The following is an 18,369-nucleotide window of genomic DNA, read 5'->3' as shown; positions in this document are numbered from 1 at the left end:
CAGATGTGCACTGGGGATTTTTTTGTAGGACATTCACTCATTTGGAGGATCTAAAGGAGAACCTGCCGTGGAATATTTCTCTCAGATATTTCTCTCGTTCATTGCCTCCTGGGGCTATTTTGCTGTCGCCGTCCTCATGGCAGCGGAGAACGCCTGCATCCCCATCCCGAGCGAGCTCATCCTCGGATTTGCGGGCTATCTCATCTTTGCCGGACACATGTCGTTCGAGGGAGCGCTTGCGGCCGGGATGGTCGGCGGCCTTCTCGGATCGGTGTTTTCCTATGAGGTCGGCGCGCGCGGCGGACGCCCGTTCGTGGAGAAATACGGGAAATACTTCCTCATTAAGAAGTCTCATGTCGATACGGCGCAGGACTGGTTCGACCGTTATGGACTCAAGGTGGTATTCTTCAGCCGCATGCTGCCCGTCATTCGTACGTTTATCTCGCTCCCAGCGGGGTTTGCCCGCGTTGATACGAAGCGATTTTTCGTCTACACGATCGCAGGCTCCCTCCCGTGGACTGCGGCAATCCTCTGCGCCGGAATGATGCTCGGCGAGAACTGGACCGATCTCATGGAGTACGGACACGAGGCGAGCATCGTCTTCGTTATTTGCTCCGTCCTTGTGATCGCTTACTTCTACCTTCAGTGGAGGAAGAAAAAAAAGAGACATCTGCGTTGATGAAAAAGCGGCTGCTGCATGAAAAATTCGTGCAGCAGCCGCTTTTTACCGTCCTAGACATGGGATTCTTCCGCCGCCCTTGGAACCGTCTGAAAAAACGAGATGATAAGGCCGACGAGCGCGCCGATGACGGCGGGGCATACCCATCCCATCATAATATTATAGAAGGGAATGTATGCGACAAGCAGCGCATGGACCGGTTCACTGCTCAGGCCCGCTGCATGCAGGCCGTCGATGAATGAGAATACGAGCGTGAGCGCCATTGCGCCCTGATAGATGCTCTTTCGCCATCCGATGAAGCGGTCGAAGAGCGAGAGGATGACGAACACGATAATCAGCGGATAGATTGTGACGAGGAACGGGATAGCGAGCGCAATGATCTGTGTGAGTCCGACATTCGATGCCGCGAAGCTGAATAGGATCGAAAAGAGGAGCAGGCGCTCATAGGAGATGCGCCCTTTGAGCAATTTATTGAAGAACATCGCGGCGCTCGAGGTGATGCCGCAGCAGGTCGTCAGACATGCGAGCCCGATGATGACCGCGAGCAGAAGATTCCCTGCAGAGCCGAAGAAGATGCCGACCGCAGCCGAGAGAATCTGACCGCCGTTCTCCGCCTGACCGAGTATGGATGTACTCGTTGCCCCGATGTAGGCAAGAGAGCCGTAAACCGCAGCCATCAGCATGACCGTGATGAGACCGGAGACAAGACACGCGGCGCCGACTGCCCGACTGTCCGTGATCCCGCGCATGCGCACGGCATTGGCAACAAGCGCGCCGATCGCAATTGATGCCAGCAGATCCATCGTCTGGTAGCCGTCCTGGAAGCCCTGCGCAAACGGCGCGTCGATGTAGGCGCCCGTTGCAGGCAGGATGGCTCCGAGCGGCGCATGGAACGCCTGCACAAAGAGAATGAGCAGGACGATGAGGAGTGCAGGTGTCAGCATCCGGCCCACGCGGTCGATGATCTTGTTCGGATTCAGCGCGAGATAGTATGATGAAGCAAAGAAGACTGCCGTATAGATAATCTGTCCGAGCGCAAGATTATCTGCGCTGAGAAAGGGGCGTATGCCGATCTCAAACGAGACGGCACCGGTGCGCGGCATGGCAAAGAGCGGCCCGATGATGAGGTAGAGGATGACGAGCAGCACCGTCGCAAAGCGCGGCCACGTCTTTGCGTGCAGGAGCGGCACATATTCGCCGCCCGCGAGCGCGATCGCCGTGATGCCGAGCAGCGGCAGCCCGATACCTGTCGTCATAAAGCCCAGCATTGCATGCAGCGTGTGATCTCCGGCAGCCTGCCCGAGCGCGGGCGGGAAGATGAGATTGCCCGCCCCGAAGTAGATGGAGAACATCATGAAGCCGAGCGTCAGCAGATCCTTTTTTTTCAACGAATTGATAGTGAGTCCCTCCACGGTCCTATACAAATATTTCAAAAAGTTCAACCTGCATTATTGCAGAATCAGCGCCTCGTGTCAAACTTTTGTGCAGGAAAATGATTCATGCTGCCTCCCCGGATTTTAGGGTTGACATGACCAGGTGTTGCAGATATAATATCAAGGTATCGCATATTTGCGGTGCAGGAAGATCACATGCGGAAGTAGCTCAGTGGTAGAGCACCACCTTGCCAAGGTGGGGGTCGCGAGTTCGAGCCTCGTTTTCCGCTCCATCTTTCGGCGACATAGCCAAGTGGTAAGGCCGAGGTCTGCAAAACCTTTATCCCCAGTTCGATTCTGGGTGTCGCCTCCAATATGAAATGCGGTCTGGAAGGATTTCTTCCAGACTTTTTTACTATCTGTGTATGAATGCAACGGGAAAGGAAACGCATGCAGGGACGGTACAAGATTCTTGTCTACGGCTGCCAGATGAACATCGCCGACGCCGAGCGCATGGAGGGGCAGCTGCAGGCGGCGGGCTACGCGCGCACGGAGGAGACGGCGAATGCCGACATCATCCTCATCAACACCTGCTGTGTGCGCGAGACAGCGGAGGATAAGGTCTACGGGAAGATCGGCGAAGTCAAGAAGATCAAGGAGAAAAATCCGAAGCTGATCTTCGGCATCGCAGGCTGCATGGCGCAGAAGGAGGGGGACAACCTCATGCGCCGCGCGCCGCACATTGACTTTGTCCTCGGTACGGGCAAGGTGCAGGAACTGACGCGCATCATCGCCGAGATCCGCGCGGAACACTCGCCTGTGGTGGACGTGGCGCTTTCGGACAGTGAGATCGCGGAGGATCTGCCCGTTGCGCGCGGCGGAAAGTTCTCGGCATGGGTGCCGATCATGTACGGCTGCAACAACTACTGTACGTACTGCATCGTGCCCTATGTGCGCGGACGCGAGCGCAGCCGCGCGCCGGAGGAGGTCGTTGCAGAGGTGCGCCGCGCGGTAGCGGAAGGCTATCGCGAGGTGACGCTCCTTGGACAGAATGTGAACTCCTACGGCAAAGATCATAAGGAAGCGGATTTTGCCGATCTTCTGCGCATGGTGGATGAGGTGGAGGGCATTCGCCGCGTGCGCTTCATGACCTCGCACCCGAAGGATATCAGCGACAAGCTCATCGATACGATCAAGAGCGGCGCGCATATCTGCGAGCATATCCATCTCCCCGTGCAGTACGGCAGCAGCCGCCTCCTGAAGGCAATGAACCGCGGCTATACGGTGGAAAAATATCGCGAGCGTGCGCTGCGTGTGCGCGAGGCGCTGCCGGAGGCGAGCCTGACGACCGATCTCATTGTGGGATTTCCCGGCGAGACGGAGGAGGATTTTGCTCAGATGCTCGCGTTCCTGCGCGAGATGCGCTATGACTCGGCATATACCTTCCTCTACTCGAAGCGCTCGGGGACGCCCGCTGCAACGATGGCGAACCAAGTGGCGGACGATGTAAAGCATGCGCGCCTGAACCGACTGATGGAAGAGCAGAACGCGATCAGCCGCGCGATCAACGAGCGGCTCATGGGTGCGGAGCTCGAGATCATGGTCGAGGGAGCGAGCAAGAATGATCCGCGCGTCTGGAGCGGGCGCACGCGCACGAACAAGATTGTGCTCTTTCCGCATGGCGCAGAACGTGAGGGCGACTTCGTGCGGGTGAAAATCAACCAGCCGCAGACGTGGCTGCTCAAAGGGGAAGTTGTTTCGTAGTTTATCACGATGTGAGTCCGCGCGAGTGCCTCGTTACACAAGTGGCCGCGTGTTTATTCACCTAAATACCTGAACGCGCTTCGCTTGGACGAAAGAAACCCGTCGGGGGCGAAACGCACGCTGTCATCTTACTTTATCAACAATTACTTAATCTAGGAGGTTCGTTATGGATGCGCAGAACGTCACGCCGATGATGCAGCAATATCTGAGCGCGAAGCAGGCGCATCCCGGCGAACTGCTCTTCTTTCGCCTCGGGGACTTCTACGAGATGTTCTTCGAGGATGCAAAGATTGCTGCCAAGGAGCTCGGACTGACCCTCACGAGCCGCAGCGGCGACCTCGACAAGAGTCCTATGTGCGGCGTGCCCTACCATGCAGCAGACAGCTATATCGCGCGCCTCGTTGCCAAGGGGTTCAAAGTCGCGATTGCCGAACAGATCGGCGACCCGAAGGCAAAGGGACTGACGCATCGCGAGGTGGTCAAGGTCATCACCCCGGGCACGACGCTTTCGGACGAGGTACTGCGGGACGCATCCAATATTTACATCGCGCTCCTTCACGAGAGTGCGCCCAGGAAATTCGTTCTGGCAGGTGCGGACATCTCGACGGGCGAGGCGTTCTATGCCGCCTATGCAGGGGAAAATGCCGCACAGCAGATTTTCGACGAGCTCTATCGCCGTATGACGGCGGAGCTGCTCATGACCTGGGGATTCTCTCTTGCAGACGATGTGCGCGAGTTCGCCGCGCAGCGCCTGCCGCACTGTGCCATTTCGTCCGTGGAGGCGACGGCGGATACGGAGCTGCTCGCACAGCATTTCCCGGCGGAGGAGATTCCCGCAGACGGGGGAGCGCAGACGGCGATCGCTGCGCTTTTGCGCTACCTGCACGATACGGTGATGGCGGATCTCTCGCAGATCAACCGCCTCGCGTTCCTCGATGCGGCAGGTACGATGCAGCTGGATACCTACACGCTGCGCAATCTCGAGATTACCCGCAGCCTGCGCGACGGCAGCAAGAAAAATACCCTTTTTGATGTGCTGGACTTTACGCGTACGCCGATGGGCACACGCCTCCTGAAGTCCTGGCTGGAGCATCCGCTGCTCGTACCGCACCGCATCGACGCGCGCCTGGATGCGGTCGCGGAGCTGGCGGAGAAACCATCGCTGCGAAGCGGCCTGCGGGAGGCTCTGCGCTCGATCTACGATTTCGAGCGCCTTTTGACCCGCATCGAAACTTTGGCGGCAAATGCGCGCGATCTCGTCGCTCTGCGCGTTTCTCTTGCCGCGCTTCCCATGGTGCGTACGGCGTTGGGTACGGCGGAGAGCCGCCTGCTTACGCATTTTGCCGGGGCGATCCTGACTTTTGATGAGCTGCGCGATGTGCTGGAGCGTGCGATTGTGGACGAGCCGGGGATCTCCGTACGCGAGGGCGGCATTATCCGGGAAGGATACGATGCGGCGCTCGATGATCTGCATCGCTTCTCGCATGACAGCAAAGCCCTGCTGCAGGAGATGGAGGAGCGCGAGCGCGAGCGTACGGGCATCAAGACCCTCAAGATCGGCTACAACAAGGTGTTCGGCTACTATATCGAGGTGCGCCACAGCGGCCGGGATCAGGTGCCTGCGGACTATATCCGCAAGCAGACGCTCGCGAATACGGAGCGCTTCATCACGGAGGAGCTCAAGGCCTTCGAGGCGAAGATCCTCGGCGCGCAGGAGAAGATCACCGCACTCGAGTACCACCTCTTCACGGAGCTGCGTGAGCGGGTAAGAGAGCAGCTCGTCCCCATCCAGAATGTTGCGCGCGTGATTGCGCGGGTCGATGCGCTGCAGAGCCTCGCCGAGGCTGCGGCGGCATACCGCTATGTGCGCCCGAAAATCTGTACGGCGGCGGACGGTGAGATCATCATTCGGGACGGGCGGCACCCTCTCGTCGAGCGCATCCTGCAGCGCGAGATCTTCGTGCCGAACGACACGCATCTCAGTCACGGCGGTGCGGAGACCATGCTCATCACAGGACCGAATATGGCGGGCAAATCTACCTACATGCGCCAGGTTGCCCTCCTTACGCTGATGGCACAGGTCGGCAGCTTCGTCCCCGCGCGGTCAGCACAGATCGCGCCTGTGGACCGCATCTTTACGCGCATCGGCGCAAGCGACGATCTCGTAAGCGGACAGAGCACATTCATGGTGGAGATGAACGAGGTCGCGCAGATCCTGCGCGAGGCGACGCGCGACAGCCTCGTTATCCTCGACGAGATCGGGCGCGGGACGAGTACGTTTGACGGCATGAGCATCGCGCGCGCAGTCGTGGAGTTCATCGATACGCGCATCCACGCCAAGACGCTCTTTGCAACGCATTACCATGAGCTGACAGAGATGGCCGGCGAGCGCATCCGCAACTACTGCATTGCCGTCCGTGAAAAGGGGAAGAGGGTCGCGTTCCTGCGGCGCATCATTCCGGGAGCCGCGGATAAGTCTTACGGCATTCACGTCGCGCGCCTCGCGGGACTGCCGCCGCGGGTGACGGAGCGTGCAGAGGAGATCCTGCACGCGCTCGAGCAAAAAGCAGCCGCGACAGCTGCGGCGGAGGAGGAGACTGCAGCGCGGCAGGAACCGGAGCAAACGGAGGGGATGGCATCCCTCTTTGCCGACGGGACACTGGACGAGCTGCGTGCGCTTGATATCATGACAATGACGCCGCTCGAGGCGCTGAATACTCTCTATCGTCTGCAGGAGCAGGCACGAAAGGAGGCAGGAGAGGCATGACGCGGATTCATGTGCTGGACGATACAACCATCAATAAGATCGCGGCGGGCGAGGTCGTCGAGCGTCCCGCGTCCGTGGTCAAGGAGCTCGTCGAGAATGCGATCGACGCAGGTGCGGCGGCCGTCGAGGTGGAGATTATGGGCGGAGGCACAAGTTTCATCCGTGTGACCGACAATGGTCACGGCATGGCGCGTGCGGATGCCCAGACGGCGATCCTGCGCCATGCGACGAGCAAGATCGCTTCCGTTTCCGATCTGCAGATGGTCGCAACGCTCGGCTTTCGCGGTGAGGCTCTGCCGACGATCGCATCCGTCTCGCGCTTTTCCCTCCTCACGCGGCAGCCGGCGGACGATCTCGGTACGCGTGTGGACATTCTCGGCGGCAAGACACCCGAGATCGAGGATGCCGGCTGCGAGATCGGCACCACTGTACGCGTGGAGGACCTCTTCTTCAACACGCCCGCGCGCAAGAAATTTCTCAAGACAAACGCAACTGAGGCAGGCAGGATCAGCGATTTTGTCATTCGCCTCGCCCTCTCGCGCCCGGATATTGCTTTCCGCTTCATCAACAACAACCGTCTGACGCTTATGACGGCGGGCGACGGCAGCCTGCGCCATGCGATTGAGAGCATCTACGGCGGCGACGCGGCGGCGGCGCTGATCCCGCTGGACTTCCATGACGCGGAGGCGGACATCCGCATCACCGGCTATATCTCAAAGCCGTCGATGATACGGAGCAGCCGCGCATGGCAGACCTACATCGTCAACGGGCGCACAATCCAGAACCGCGCCATTGCCAAGGCGATCGACAACGTCTACCGTGCGCTCGTGCCGAAGATGGGCTTCCCGCTTGCGGTTCTCTGCATTGAGGTGCCGCAGCGGACGATCGATGTGAACGTGCACCCGCAGAAGACGGAGTTGAAATTCGAGGACGAGGGGCGCATCTTCAAGGCGGTCTATAAGAGCGTGCTCGATGCGATCCGCGGCGCTGCGGGCGAGACGGCGGCGATTGCTGCGGCAGTGGAGCGCCCCAAATTCCACTATGAGGCTGCTCCGCTCAACCTCGCAGCGCCCGCGCATCCCGCGGGGAGTTCTGCATCATCTTACTCCACGCCGCCCATGCGTCCGCAGACTGTGCACGAGGCGGTGCAGTGGGCGGGGCAGCGCGTCGATCTGCGGACGGCGCAGGATGCGGTCGGTACGGAGCGCGCTGAGGAACGATCTGCTTTTGCCGCCGCGCTGTCTCCGTCCGTCGGGCAGGACGCGGACAGGACGATCGAGGGCAGCCTCCTGCCGATCGGTCAGGTTGACCTCACCTATATCATTGCCCAGAGCGCGCAGACGCTCTACATTATCGACCAGCATGCGGCGCACGAGCGCATTCTCTTTGATCGTTTCTCTGCGCATGCCGATGGAATCCCGTCCCAACAGATGCTCGTGCATGCGATCCTCTCGTTCGATGCGCATGAGGCACAGTATATTGAAGAAAATGCGGAGCTGTTCGATCGCCTGGGCTTCCATCTCGAACCTGCAGGCGAACGGGAATACCGATTGACAGAGGCACCCGCCGATATTCCTCTCGATGAGGCGGAGGCGACGATCCGAGAGATCCTCATCTCGCTCGGTGATCTGCATGCGGCAACTCCCGCGCATCTCCGGCAGGCAGGGATTGCAACGATGGCATGCCGCGCGGCAATCAAGGCGGGAGAGGAGCTGAGCATTCGGCAGATGGAGATCCTGCTGGATGAACTTCGTGCGACGCCGTTCCCGTTCACCTGCCCGCACGGACGCCCGACCATCCTCAAATTCGATACGCACGATCTCGCCAAGATGTTCAAGCGCACGGGGTTCAATCTCTGATGGCGGACCGCGTGAATGCCATCGTCACTACCGTGCGGCGCGGACAGCGCTATACGGAGGCGAACCGCGTGCTTGCAGCACGGACGGCGGAGATGCTGGGCATCCCGAACGTCCCGCGCGGGAATGCCTCGCTCGAGGAGCTGCGCACGCAGTACGGTGCGGATGCTGTCCTCGTTGCGAGGCGCGGGCTCCTAACACTCGTGACGGCAGAGGGGGAACTCTTCTTTCATCCGGGCATGGCGCATCTGCGCATCAAGAACCTTCTCCGCGGGCACGGCGATCATCTCGCCGCGGCGCTTGCCCTTGCGGAGGGGATGCGTGTACTTGACTGCACACTCGGCACAGGAGCGGATGCGATCGTCGAGAGTTTTGCGGTCGGGGCGACGGGAACGGTGACGGCGCTCGAGTCCAATCCTCTTATTGCAGCGGTGATCGGCGGCGGCCTTGCCCGCGCGACCGGGGATAACTACGAGATGCACGCGGCCATGCGCCGCATCACAGTCCACTGTACGGATGCCCTCGATTACCTGCGCGTGCAGCCGGAGGGCAGCTATGACGCCGTGTACTTTGATCCGATGTTTCGCCGTCCTCTGCATGAGAGTGCAGGCATGAACGCACTGCGTTCGCTTGCCGATATGCGCGCGCTCACGGACGAGACCGTCGCCGAGGCGCGGCGGGTCGCGCGTCAGCGTGTCGTGATGAAGGAACGGCGGGAGAGCGGAGAATTTGCGCGGCTCGGATTCTTTGAGATCATGGGCGGGAAGTACAGCCGCATTGCCTACGGCGTGATAAAAATTTAATATTTTTATTTCTGTTTAAGTTTATCTTTCATTCCACCGATATACTCGGTGGAATGTTTTATTCTAAAATAGAATAAGGAGGTGATGCGATGAGAATTGCAGACGATTCGATAGCGCTGGTCGGGCAGGGAAGCAGGGGAACCGGCCATGGACGAAGATCGATGGACAGCAGCGGCGCGTCGTTTGCACAGGTACTGGAGGGCGCACGGGAGCGCGTTCGCTTCTCGCAGCACGCAGAGGAGCGGCTGCAGCGGCGCGGCGTGACGCTCACGAATACGGAGCTGGAAAAGCTCGGCAGTACGATCGACCGCATGCGGGAGAAGGGCGCAAGGGAAGCTCTGATCTACATGAAGGACAGTACGGCGATGGTCGTCTCTGTGACGAACCGCACCGTGATCACGGCGCTTGACGACGTGACTGCGGCGGACAGTATTTTTACGAACATTGACAGTGCAGCCATTATCTGAGAAAGCTGGACCTACGGGAGGCTTTTGACCGCGCGCGACTGGCGCGGTCAGCACGGAGACGCTGCGGCGTTTCCATCATACGGCGATGCATGGAGTTCCTGCGGGAACGCATCTGCCGTGACAGGATATGGCTCTTCCTTTGCACTGTCAGAAACGGCAAAGGAGAGATTCATTATGATGCGTTCCATGTTCTCGGGTGTTTCCGGCCTCAAAGGCCATCAGACCCGCATGGATGTTATCGGCAACAACATTGCGAACGTCAACACGACGGGCTTCAAGGCGAGCCGCGTCACGTTTGCGGATATGATTTCGCAGAACCTCTCGGGAGCAGCCTCGCCGAACGGCAATATCGGCGGCGTGAACCCGAAGCAGGTCGGTCTCGGCATGTCGGTGGCGAGCACGGACCTGATCTATACGAACGGTTCCGTTCAGCAGACGGGCAAGAACACGGATATTGCAATCTCGCGCGGCGACGGCCTTTTCGTCGTCAAGCGCGGTGAGCAGCAGTTCTACACGCGCAACGGCGCCTTCTCGTTCGATGCCGAGGGCAACCTCACGATCCCAAGCACGGGCCTCTATGTGCAGGGCTATATGGCGAACAACGGCGTTCTCGCGGTCGGCGGGGACAACACAACGAAGATCCGGATCCCTGCGGGCAAGTCGATGGAGGCGACCTCCACGGTATCGGCATCCTATACAAAGAACCTCAACGCGAGCACGCCGGGCTATGAAGTGGCAAATGTCCTCGTGAAATATGCAGACGGCACCTCGGGAACGACCACTTCCTACTCAGCAACGGAGACTGGAAAACTCGTCCTGACGATGGACAACGGCAGGAAGATCTATCTTGGTTCCGCCGCGCCTGCGCAGACGGTTGGCAGTGCACCGACAGGAGCACTCTATAGCTCTACGGTTTCTAACATTACTGCCAAGGTGGGCGGTACTGTGGATTTGGATCTCGCGATGGACGCGAATAATCCCTCCAGTCCAAAGGAGATCAATGGTTCGGCGACAACAGTCATCAACCGTACGGGTGCGACGGCTCTGACAAGCGGAACCTATGCGTTTGGGGATGTATTTAACATCAGCGGAAAGATTACGAACGTTGTCAGCTCGCCGCCTTCCGATGTTGTGTTGACATTGGGGACGGACAACAATATTACTCCAGGAACTGCCGTTACAATAAAAGTTCCGAAACCGAACAGCTTCACCTATTCGGTTAATGATACCTATACGGGGCAGCTAAAAATCACCAAAGTAGTCGGCAATACTGGTTCGACAGTGACAACGGCGGATGGAAACAGTGCGACTGTGGGTGCTACCCCTGTTTCTGTTACGAACGCCGCAACACCCTATACACATACAGGCAGCGCTACGGATGGAACGATCAAGTCAATCACGCGTGAGTCTACCTATCAGCACGCTGGAAAGACCGTTTCGAGCGTACTGCTGAATACGAAAAGCGGCACGTCCATCGACGGTCTGGTCGGCAAAACCTACGCACAGAATGATACGTTCTACCCCTCGGTCGCGACGACGATCGCCGTGTATGATTCGCTCGGGGCAAAGCATTCTGTGCCTGTGGTCTTTACGAAGGGGGAGAACAATAAGTGGGTGCTCTCGCTCGGGACCGGCGGCGATACTTATACCATTACCGAGGCGGACGGAACGACGACGACCGTCGCACTCACAAAGACGGATCTCACGTTTGATTCTACGGGCGCCTATACGGGCGGCACGGCATCTCTGAATCTCACGTATACCAATGGCGCCGCACCGCAGCAGGTCAGCCTGAATCTCGGGGCGATCACGCAGTATGCCGGCACGTCGACGATTGCTGCAGACTCGGACGGCAACGCGGCAGGTACGCTCGCAAGTGTTGACATCGACAGCTCGGGCGTTATTACGGGCACGTATACGAACGGCGTTCGTCAGAAGGAAGCCCAGATCGCGATGGCTCAGTTCAACAACCCGTCGGGTCTCACGAAGATGGGCGGCAATCTCTATCAGGAGTCGAACAACTCCGGTACGCGCACGATCAGCGGCGCCTCCGACATCGGGACGGAGCTGACAACCTCTGCGCTCGAGATGTCGAACGTCGACATCGCCGATCAGTTCTCCGACATGATCATCACGCAGCGCGGCTTCCAGTCGAACTCGAAGATCATCACGGTCTCCGACGAGATGCTTGAGACGCTGATCAACATGAAGCGCTGATTCTATCTGTAAAACGCAAAAGGCTGCCCGGTGGGGCAGCCTTTTTCTATGGAAAACCAAACCCATAACTAATATTTATATATTTTATGCTTTACCAATAATTAAGAATTGATGTATAATAGCTACGCTGCATTATCCTTGTGCAGGGCCGAAAGCCCTGTGTAGAATGGAGGAATTATATCTATGGAAATGCTGTTGGGCTTTATTGTCCTTCTTGTCTGTCTGGTCGTCGGCGTACGGCACGGCGGACTTGGACTTGCGGTCATCAGCGGATTTGGCCTGGTGATCTACACCTTTGTCTTTGGCTATCAGCCGGGCAAGCCGCCGATCGATGTCATGCTGATCATCCTCGCGGTGGTCACCTGTGCGGGTTTCCTTCAAACTTCGGGCGGACTCACCGTTATGCTGAAGTATGCGGAGAAATTCCTGCGCAACAATCCGAAGCACGTCACGATCCTCGCGCCGCTTACGACATGGTTCCTGACGGTGCTCTGCGGAACGGGCCACGTGGTCTACACGATGTTCCCGATCATCTATGATATTGCCATTAAGCAGGGCATCCGTCCCGAGCGTCCGATGGCGGTCTCATCCGTCGCATCGCAGATGGGCATCTGCGCCTCGCCGGTCTCGGTTGCGGTCGTCTCGATGGTCGCGTTCCTCTCGGCTTCGGGTCATGAGTTCTCGGTGTTCCAAGTGCTTTCGGTCTCGATTCCCGCGACAGGTCTCGGCGTCCTCTTTGCGGCGCTTTGGAGCTATCGCCGCGGCAAGGATCTCGAACAGGATGAGCGCTTCCAAGAGTTTATCCGTGATCCGGAGAATAAGGCGTATGTCTACGGCGATTCAGAAACGCTGCTCGACAAGGAACTGCCGAAGGAATACTATCTCGCCATGTATATTTTCTTCATTGGCATCATTGCCATCGCAGTTTTGGGCAATTTCCCCGAGCTCCTGCCGAAATTCCCGCCGAAGCCGGATGCTGCGCCCAAGGCGATCTCGATGGTCATCGTTATCCAGATGGTTATGCTGCTCGTGGGCGCAAGCATTCTCCTCTCCTGCAAGGTCAAGGCGAAGGATGTGGGGAACTCGCAGGTGTTTCGTTCGGGTGTCGTTGCGCTCGTCTCGGTCTATGGCGTCGCGTGGATGGCAGACACGTATTTCGCAAATCATATGGGGTTCCTCAAGGGGTTCCTCGGCTCTGCCGTGCAGTCCTATCCATGGGCATATGCCATCCTTACTTTCTTTACGTCGAAGCTTGTGAACTCGCAGGGTGCCGCGATCGCGATCGTTGTTCCGATGGCGCTCAACGTGGGCATGGACCCGATTCTCATCCTGTCCTTTATCTCGGCGTGCTACGGCTATTTTTTCCTGCCGACCTATCCGTCCGATCTTGCGTGCATCGGATTTGACCGTTCTGGTACGACGCGCATCGGCAAGTACATTCTGAACCACTCGTTCATGATCCCGGGCCTGATCGGCGTCATCTCCGGCTGCTGTGTCGGCTACGTGGTCGCGCATCTGCTCTTCTGATGCCTTTATAACAAGAACGCCGTCTGCAGAGATCTCTGCAGGCGGCGTTCTTGTTATTTCACAGGATCGGCATCTCACCGTTGTGGCTGAGGATGTCCTTGCTGAAGTCGATGAAGGACTGTGCGGCGCGCGAGATGTAGCGGTCGCGCTTCCATGCGAGCCCGATGTCCACGTAGATCGGACTGGCAAGCGGCAGTGCACGGATGCCCTGTACATCACGCACAATCATATCGAGGAGGAAGGCGTTGCCGACGCCGCTTTCCACAAGTCCCATGATGGTGACGACCTGATTGGACTCGAGCACGATATTCGGCGTGACGCCTGCGGCTTTCATCTTTTGCAGCATGGTCTGCCGCAGGAAGGAGCCTTCCTTGAGCATGATGAGGTTCTGGTTCTCGATATCCTGCAGCGTGATTGCCTTGCGGCCGGCAAGATCGCTGCCCTCGGGTACGCAGCAGACAACTTGGCTGCGTACCATCGGGAGCAGCTGGAGGTTCGGCGAGGAGTCCGGAACGATGATGATGCCGAAATCCAGCTCGTCGCGTTCCAGCTGCTCGCGGATGGCGACAGATCCCTCCTCGTGGAGATAGACGTCAAGATGTGAGTAGCGGCGCTGGAAGCTCGAAAAGATCTTCGGGAAGAGATAGGCCCCCATCATGGGCGGAATGCCGATCTTGATCGTGCCTTTCTGCAGCTGCTTGTAGTCGTTGACCTCGAGTACGGCGTCCTGTATATTGCGCAGGGCTACCTCGACGCGGCCGAGAAAGACTGCACCCTCGGGCGTGAGCGAGAGCTGCTTTTGGCTGCGGTCAAAGAGCTGGATCCCGAGTTCACCCTCCAACTTTTTGATCGCGACGGTGATATTGGGCTGGGAGACGCGGAGACGTTCGGCGGCGCGCGTAATGTTTTTGAGTCGGCTCGCCATCTGGAAATACTCCAACTGCCGTAGTTCCATAAGACCATCCTCCTAATAAATCTTTTTTATGTGCTTTCTATTATATCATATTTTGAATGAATACATGATAGGATAATGCAAATTTATTGAAAAAAATTTCCTTACTTTTTTGGAGTTTTTTTAAAAAATAGGTAGGATTTTTCGGCGATTTATGGAATAATATAAAAGACATGGACGAATATCTGACGGATCAGATAAGTGATACGTTCATTGATTGAGAGAAAAGGATTGGGGGGCTTTTGCTTTGGAAAAATCAACGGTCATCGGGATTATTATGGGACTAATCTCGGTCTTTGTTGGTATGATCTTGAAGGGGGCACCGCTCTCGGCGCTCAATAACCCGGCAGCGTTCCTCATCATCATTGGCGGTACATTTTCATGTCTGTTCATCGGTTTCCGCATGGAGCAGCTGGGAAATTTTTTCAACCTTATCAAGAAGACGTGCAAGGTTCCCCAGCTGCAGGAAAAAGGACAGCTCGTCCAGCAGTTCATTGAGCTGTCCCAGATTGCGCGGCGCGAGGGAATCCTCGCCCTCGAGAGCAAGGCACAGGAGATCCAGGACCCGTTTTTCCGCACGGGTCTCGGCATGGTCATTGATGGTATGGACCCGGATTTTGTGGGGGATGTCCTGGATGCCGAGCTCGCGATCATGCAGGAGCGCCACGCAGAGGGGCGTTCGATGTTCACGCAGGCAGGCACCTATGCGCCGACGCTCGGCGTTCTGGGCGCGGTTGTCGGCCTGATTGCAGCGCTCGGCAACCTGAATGATATTGACAAGCTGGGACATTCGATCGCTGCGGCGTTCGTTGCGACGATTCTTGGTATCTTTACGGGATACGTTCTCTGGCATCCGTTCGCGAATAAGCTTAAGATCATGTCGGAGCAGGAAGTCAGTCAGAAGCGCATGATCATCGAGGGAATCCTCTCGCTCCAAGCGGGAGATTCTCCTACGGCGATCGAGGCAAAACTTATGGTCTTCATCCCCCAGACGGAGCGTGAGGCGCTGAAGGGAGAGGGCTGACATGGCGCGCAAAAAGCATGGGAAGCCCCATGAGGAAGAGCTTAACGAAGCTTGGCTCCTGCCCTATTCCGATCTGATGACGCTGCTGCTGGCGCTGTTCATCGCGCTGTTTGCAATGTCGCAGACGGACGCGTCAAAGATGCAGCAGCTGGCCGAGGCGTTTACTGCGGCATTCAACATGGGCGGGCCGTCGTTCTTCTCCGGAATGGGGCCGTCCAACTCACAGTCGGATGCATCCATCAGCGGCGTAGACAACGGTACCGGCGCCTACCTCAAGGAAAATGCAGATCTGAGTGAAGCAAAAGAAAAGCTGGAGCAGTATATCAAGGAACACGACCTTCAAGATCAGGTGAGTACGGAGCTGAGCGAAGAAGGCTTGATGATCCGTCTGAAGGAGAGAGCGCTCTTTGCTTCCGGCTCAGCGCAGCTGCAGGGCCAGGCAGAGCAGATCGTTCCCGTCATTGCGGCGCTCCTCTCATCACTGCCGGAGCGTGTGACGATCTCCGGGCATACGGATAATGTGCCGATCTCGACGGCGCAGTTCCCCTCGAACTGGGAGCTGAGTTCGGCGCGTGCAGTGAGCCTTATGCGCGGCCTGATGACCGCGCAGCCGACGTTGAACCCGGCTCGCTTCAGTGCGCTCGGGTACAGCGAGTACCGTCCGATCGCATCGAACGATACGGATGAGGGCCGCGCCCAGAATCGCCGCGTTGAGGTCTTTATCGCGCGCAGCATGCGATACTCCGGAGATACGACGAGCAGCGGTACCTCCAACGGGCAGGCGACGGTAAGTGAGAGTGCGCCGTCGACGATGATGCCGGCCTCAACAGGACTGCCAGGAGGAACGGCAGCAGGGACATCTGCGCGTCCCATACAAGGGTCACCGGGCATTGTGCCGGAACCTTTGCAGCATTGAGGAGCAGAGAAGATGAAAGGGACTATTGCAGGGGCAATGGTCCCTTTTTCCGTCATTGGATCAGGAGATGCTATGATTCTCGGGATTGGCAGCGATATTATTCACATTCCGCGCGTTGCGCGCGCGATTCAAAATCCGCGCTTTCTCGCGCGTGTTTATACTGCGGGTGAGCGTGCCTATGCAAAGAGCCGCGGCAAGGGAATGCCTGCAAGTCTTGCCGCACGTTTTGCGGGCAAGGAGGCCGTGCTGAAGGCATTCGGGACAGGGCTGCGTGCGGCAGCGCTGCATGATATTGAGATCCTGCCGGATGCGCTCGGCGCACCGCAGGTCCGCCTGAGCGGATATCTTGCGGTGCGCGCGGAGGAGATGGCGATTGATCGCGTATGGATCACGCTCAGTCATGAGCGTGATTATGCGACGGCATATTGTATTTTGGAGGGTCAGCGATGAATGTATCGTTTGCAGAAGACATGCGCAGAATCGATGAAAGCGTGGTGAAGGACTACGGTTTGCCTACTGCCGCCTTGATGGAGAATGCGGGACGGCGAACCGCGGAGGAGGCTGCTGCGCTGATCGGCAGTGCGGCGGATAAGGTGTTCGCTGTCTTTGCCGGCGGCGGAAACAATGGGGGAGATGCCTTTGCCGCCGCACGCCATCTCATGAATATGGGGGCGCGGGTGAAGTTGTTCTTCATGGGAGAGGAAGAACGCCTCGGAGAGACGGCGCGTGCAATGCACAGTGCTCTGCGGAGCATGGGCACAGAGATTCGCCCGCTCGTCAGCGATCGCGACTGGGACCGCCTGCGTGTCTCTCTTCGCTTTGCTGACGCAGTGGTGGACGGCATTCTCGGCACGGGGGTGCAGGGAGAGCTGCGCAAGCCGGTCCTGCGGCTGATCGAGGAGATCAATGCAGCCGGGAAGCCCACGATTGCGATTGATATTCCGAGCGGGGTGGAGGCGAATACCGGGCGTGTTTCGTCGCTCGCCGTCCGCGCAGATCGGACACTCGCGCTCGGACTGCCGAAGGTGGGACACTTCCTTGGAGAGGGCGCAAACGCGGCAGGGGAACTGCTCGTCGATGATATCGGCATCCCCCATGCCCTGCTTGACGGCACACAGCTGCGTCAGTCCCTGATCACGCGGGCGGCCGCAGAAAAACTCCTGCCTGCGCGCAGCCGCGATGCGCACAAGGGCACCTGCGGACATATTCTCGTCGTTGCAGGCTCACTCGGGATGACGGGCGCGGCGGCGCTTGCTGCACAGGCGGCTCTCCGCATCGGAGCAGGACTTGTGACGCTCGCGGTGCCGGAACGCCTCTATGCCGTGCTTGCGGCAAAGATGACGGAAGTCATGGTCGTACCTGTCCCGGATGAGGGGAAGGGATGCTTCGGCGGGGCAGCGGCTCTGCAGGAGACGCTGACGCTCGCGGCGGATGCCGATGCCGTACTGATCGGCCCCGGGATCGGGCGGGCACAGGAGACGAGTGAGTTTGTGCGCCTTTTTGCTGCGGATGTGAAGGCACCGCTTGTGATGGACGCAGATGCGATCTTTGCCTTCCGCGGTCATCTGGACGCACTGCGTGAGCTGCCGCAGGTGCCGATTCTGACGCCGCATCTTGGCGAGTTTGCCGGGCTTCTCGGCAAGACAACGGATGCAGTGCAGGATAATCTGCTGCATACGGCACGAGAAGCGTCGCGTGCGCATCAGGCGGTCTTTGTGGTGAAGAGCGCGTGCACGATTGTCGTCTATCCCGACGGGGACGCTTTCTTTACGACCTGCGGAAATGCGGGCATGGCGACGGCAGGTGCGGGCGATGTGCTCGCGGGTGCGATCGTCGGACTGATGCGACAGATGGAGAGTGCCATGACGCCGATCGTCGGTGTGTATCTGCACGGACATGCGGGCGATCTTGCCTATGAGCGCAGCGGCAACGGACTGACGGCGGGCGATATTTTGACGGAGCTTCCGCAGGCGCTCAAAGAGTTGACAAGATAGCTGTACGGTACTATGATAGAACATAAAATT

General features: G+C 58.3%; 15 protein-coding genes and 2 tRNA genes. 14 read left to right on the top strand and 3 right to left on the bottom strand.

Features of this window, described 5'->3' with window-relative positions:
- Positions 1–67 precede the first annotated feature (67 nt).
- A complete protein-coding gene (locus HMPREF7545_RS05255; RefSeq protein WP_006694655.1) occupies positions 68–679 on the top strand; it encodes a DedA family protein in 612 nt (203 codons plus the stop codon).
- 53 nt (positions 680–732) lie between these two features.
- On the opposite strand, the gene brnQ is transcribed toward HMPREF7545_RS05255, so the two are convergent.
- Entirely contained in the window at positions 733–2,091 is a 1,359-nt protein-coding gene (brnQ, locus tag HMPREF7545_RS05250; protein WP_211204988.1) for a branched-chain amino acid transport system II carrier protein, read from the bottom strand.
- A gap of 179 nt (positions 2,092–2,270) precedes the next feature.
- On the opposite strand from brnQ, the gene HMPREF7545_RS05245 reads away from it, so the two are divergent.
- The 7 genes from HMPREF7545_RS05245 (at position 2,271) to HMPREF7545_RS05215 (ending at position 9,709) form a co-directional block, all read left to right on the top strand.
- Positions 2,271–2,345: transfer RNA gene (locus tag HMPREF7545_RS05245), tRNA-Gly, on the top strand.
- Between the two features lie 6 nt (positions 2,346–2,351).
- Positions 2,352–2,425 (top strand) — tRNA-Cys (locus HMPREF7545_RS05240).
- A 77-nt stretch (positions 2,426–2,502) separates the two neighbouring features.
- Entirely contained in the window at positions 2,503–3,816 is a 1,314-nt protein-coding gene (gene miaB, locus HMPREF7545_RS05235) for a tRNA (N6-isopentenyl adenosine(37)-C2)-methylthiotransferase MiaB (protein WP_006695805.1), read from the top strand.
- A gap of 166 nt (positions 3,817–3,982) precedes the next feature.
- Positions 3,983–6,583, top strand: a complete 2,601-nt coding sequence (gene mutS / locus HMPREF7545_RS05230; RefSeq protein WP_006694652.1) for a DNA mismatch repair protein MutS — start codon at positions 3,983–3,985, stop codon at positions 6,581–6,583.
- Complete coding sequence (mutL, locus tag HMPREF7545_RS05225; RefSeq protein ID WP_006694651.1) at positions 6,580–8,442, top strand: DNA mismatch repair endonuclease MutL; 1,863 nt, start codon at positions 6,580–6,582, stop codon at positions 8,440–8,442. The genes mutS and mutL overlap by 4 nt, the downstream gene beginning before the upstream one ends.
- A complete protein-coding gene (locus HMPREF7545_RS05220; RefSeq protein ID WP_006694650.1) occupies positions 8,442–9,242 on the top strand; it encodes a class I SAM-dependent methyltransferase in 801 nt (266 codons plus the stop codon). The genes mutL and HMPREF7545_RS05220 overlap by 1 nt, the downstream gene beginning before the upstream one ends.
- Positions 9,243–9,331: 89 nt before the next feature.
- Positions 9,332–9,709, top strand: a complete 378-nt coding sequence (locus tag HMPREF7545_RS05215; protein ID WP_006694649.1) for a TIGR02530 family flagellar biosynthesis protein — start codon at positions 9,332–9,334, stop codon at positions 9,707–9,709.
- Between the two features lie 47 nt (positions 9,710–9,756).
- On the opposite strand, the gene HMPREF7545_RS10150 is transcribed toward HMPREF7545_RS05215, so the two are convergent.
- Entirely contained in the window at positions 9,757–9,897 is a 141-nt protein-coding gene (locus HMPREF7545_RS10150) for a hypothetical protein (protein ID WP_155812207.1), read from the bottom strand.
- Here HMPREF7545_RS10150 and HMPREF7545_RS05210 point away from each other — a divergent pair.
- The gene (locus HMPREF7545_RS05210; protein WP_006694647.1) at positions 9,884–11,926 is read left to right on the top strand and encodes a flagellar hook-basal body complex protein; all 2,043 of its coding nucleotides are present in this window, start codon (positions 9,884–9,886) and stop codon (positions 11,924–11,926) included. The two genes, HMPREF7545_RS10150 and HMPREF7545_RS05210, sit on opposite strands and share 14 nt — an antisense overlap.
- Before the next feature lie 183 nt (positions 11,927–12,109).
- A complete protein-coding gene (locus HMPREF7545_RS05205; protein ID WP_006694646.1) occupies positions 12,110–13,453 on the top strand; it encodes an anaerobic C4-dicarboxylate transporter in 1,344 nt (447 codons plus the stop codon).
- A gap of 58 nt (positions 13,454–13,511) precedes the next feature.
- Here the strand turns inward: HMPREF7545_RS05205 and HMPREF7545_RS05200 are convergent, their stop codons facing one another.
- A complete protein-coding gene (locus HMPREF7545_RS05200; protein ID WP_006694645.1) occupies positions 13,512–14,408 on the bottom strand; it encodes a LysR family transcriptional regulator in 897 nt (298 codons plus the stop codon).
- A gap of 244 nt (positions 14,409–14,652) precedes the next feature.
- Between HMPREF7545_RS05200 and motA the strand changes: the two genes are divergently transcribed.
- The 4 genes from motA (at position 14,653) to HMPREF7545_RS05180 (ending at position 18,339) form a co-directional block, all read left to right on the top strand.
- The gene (gene motA / locus HMPREF7545_RS05195; protein ID WP_006695799.1) at positions 14,653–15,429 is read left to right on the top strand and encodes a flagellar motor stator protein MotA; all 777 of its coding nucleotides are present in this window, start codon (positions 14,653–14,655) and stop codon (positions 15,427–15,429) included.
- A gap of 1 nt (position 15,430) precedes the next feature.
- Positions 15,431–16,345, top strand: coding sequence for a flagellar motor protein MotB (locus tag HMPREF7545_RS05190; RefSeq protein ID WP_006694642.1), 915 nt, complete (start codon positions 15,431–15,433; stop codon positions 16,343–16,345).
- A 72-nt stretch (positions 16,346–16,417) separates the two neighbouring features.
- Positions 16,418–16,795 (top strand): holo-ACP synthase, encoded by a 378-nt coding sequence (gene acpS / locus HMPREF7545_RS05185; protein ID WP_006695798.1) that lies wholly within the window; start codon positions 16,418–16,420, stop codon positions 16,793–16,795.
- Positions 16,792–18,339 carry a bifunctional ADP-dependent NAD(P)H-hydrate dehydratase/NAD(P)H-hydrate epimerase gene (locus HMPREF7545_RS05180; protein ID WP_006694640.1) on the top strand — a complete coding sequence of 516 codons (1,548 nt, stop codon included), beginning with the start codon at positions 16,792–16,794 and terminating at the stop codon, positions 18,337–18,339. The genes acpS and HMPREF7545_RS05180 overlap by 4 nt, the downstream gene beginning before the upstream one ends.
- Positions 18,340–18,369 lie beyond the last annotated feature (30 nt).

It is taken from the genome of Centipeda noxia ATCC 43541 (genome assembly GCF_000160555.1).
In the GTDB taxonomy this organism is placed as follows: domain Bacteria; phylum Bacillota; class Negativicutes; order Selenomonadales; family Selenomonadaceae; genus Centipeda; species Centipeda noxia.
Note: the sequence above shows the minus strand (reverse complement) of the source record. Positions and strands in the feature narration are given on the sequence as shown.

Excerpts from the sequence above, each read along its gene's own strand:
- miaB (WP_006695805.1), top strand. The coding sequence starts at position 2,503 with ATGCAGGGACGGTACAAGATTCTTGTCTACGGCTGCCAGATGAACATC.
- mutS (WP_006694652.1), top strand. The coding sequence starts at position 3,983 with ATGGATGCGCAGAACGTCACGCCGATGATGCAGCAATATCTGAGCGCG.
- mutL (WP_006694651.1), top strand. The coding sequence starts at position 6,580 with ATGACGCGGATTCATGTGCTGGACGATACAACCATCAATAAGATCGCG.
- HMPREF7545_RS05220 (WP_006694650.1), top strand. The coding sequence starts at position 8,442 with ATGGCGGACCGCGTGAATGCCATCGTCACTACCGTGCGGCGCGGACAG.
- HMPREF7545_RS05215 (WP_006694649.1), top strand. The coding sequence starts at position 9,332 with ATGAGAATTGCAGACGATTCGATAGCGCTGGTCGGGCAGGGAAGCAGG.
- HMPREF7545_RS05210 (WP_006694647.1), top strand. The coding sequence starts at position 9,884 with ATGATGCGTTCCATGTTCTCGGGTGTTTCCGGCCTCAAAGGCCATCAG.
- HMPREF7545_RS10150 (WP_155812207.1), bottom strand. The coding sequence starts at position 9,897 with ATGGAACGCATCATAATGAATCTCTCCTTTGCCGTTTCTGACAGTGCA.
- HMPREF7545_RS05205 (WP_006694646.1), top strand. The coding sequence starts at position 12,110 with ATGGAAATGCTGTTGGGCTTTATTGTCCTTCTTGTCTGTCTGGTCGTC.
- HMPREF7545_RS05200 (WP_006694645.1), bottom strand. The coding sequence starts at position 14,408 with ATGGAACTACGGCAGTTGGAGTATTTCCAGATGGCGAGCCGACTCAAA.
- HMPREF7545_RS05190 (WP_006694642.1), top strand. The coding sequence starts at position 15,431 with ATGGCGCGCAAAAAGCATGGGAAGCCCCATGAGGAAGAGCTTAACGAA.
- acpS (WP_006695798.1), top strand. The coding sequence starts at position 16,418 with ATGATTCTCGGGATTGGCAGCGATATTATTCACATTCCGCGCGTTGCG.
- HMPREF7545_RS05180 (WP_006694640.1), top strand. The coding sequence starts at position 16,792 with ATGAATGTATCGTTTGCAGAAGACATGCGCAGAATCGATGAAAGCGTG.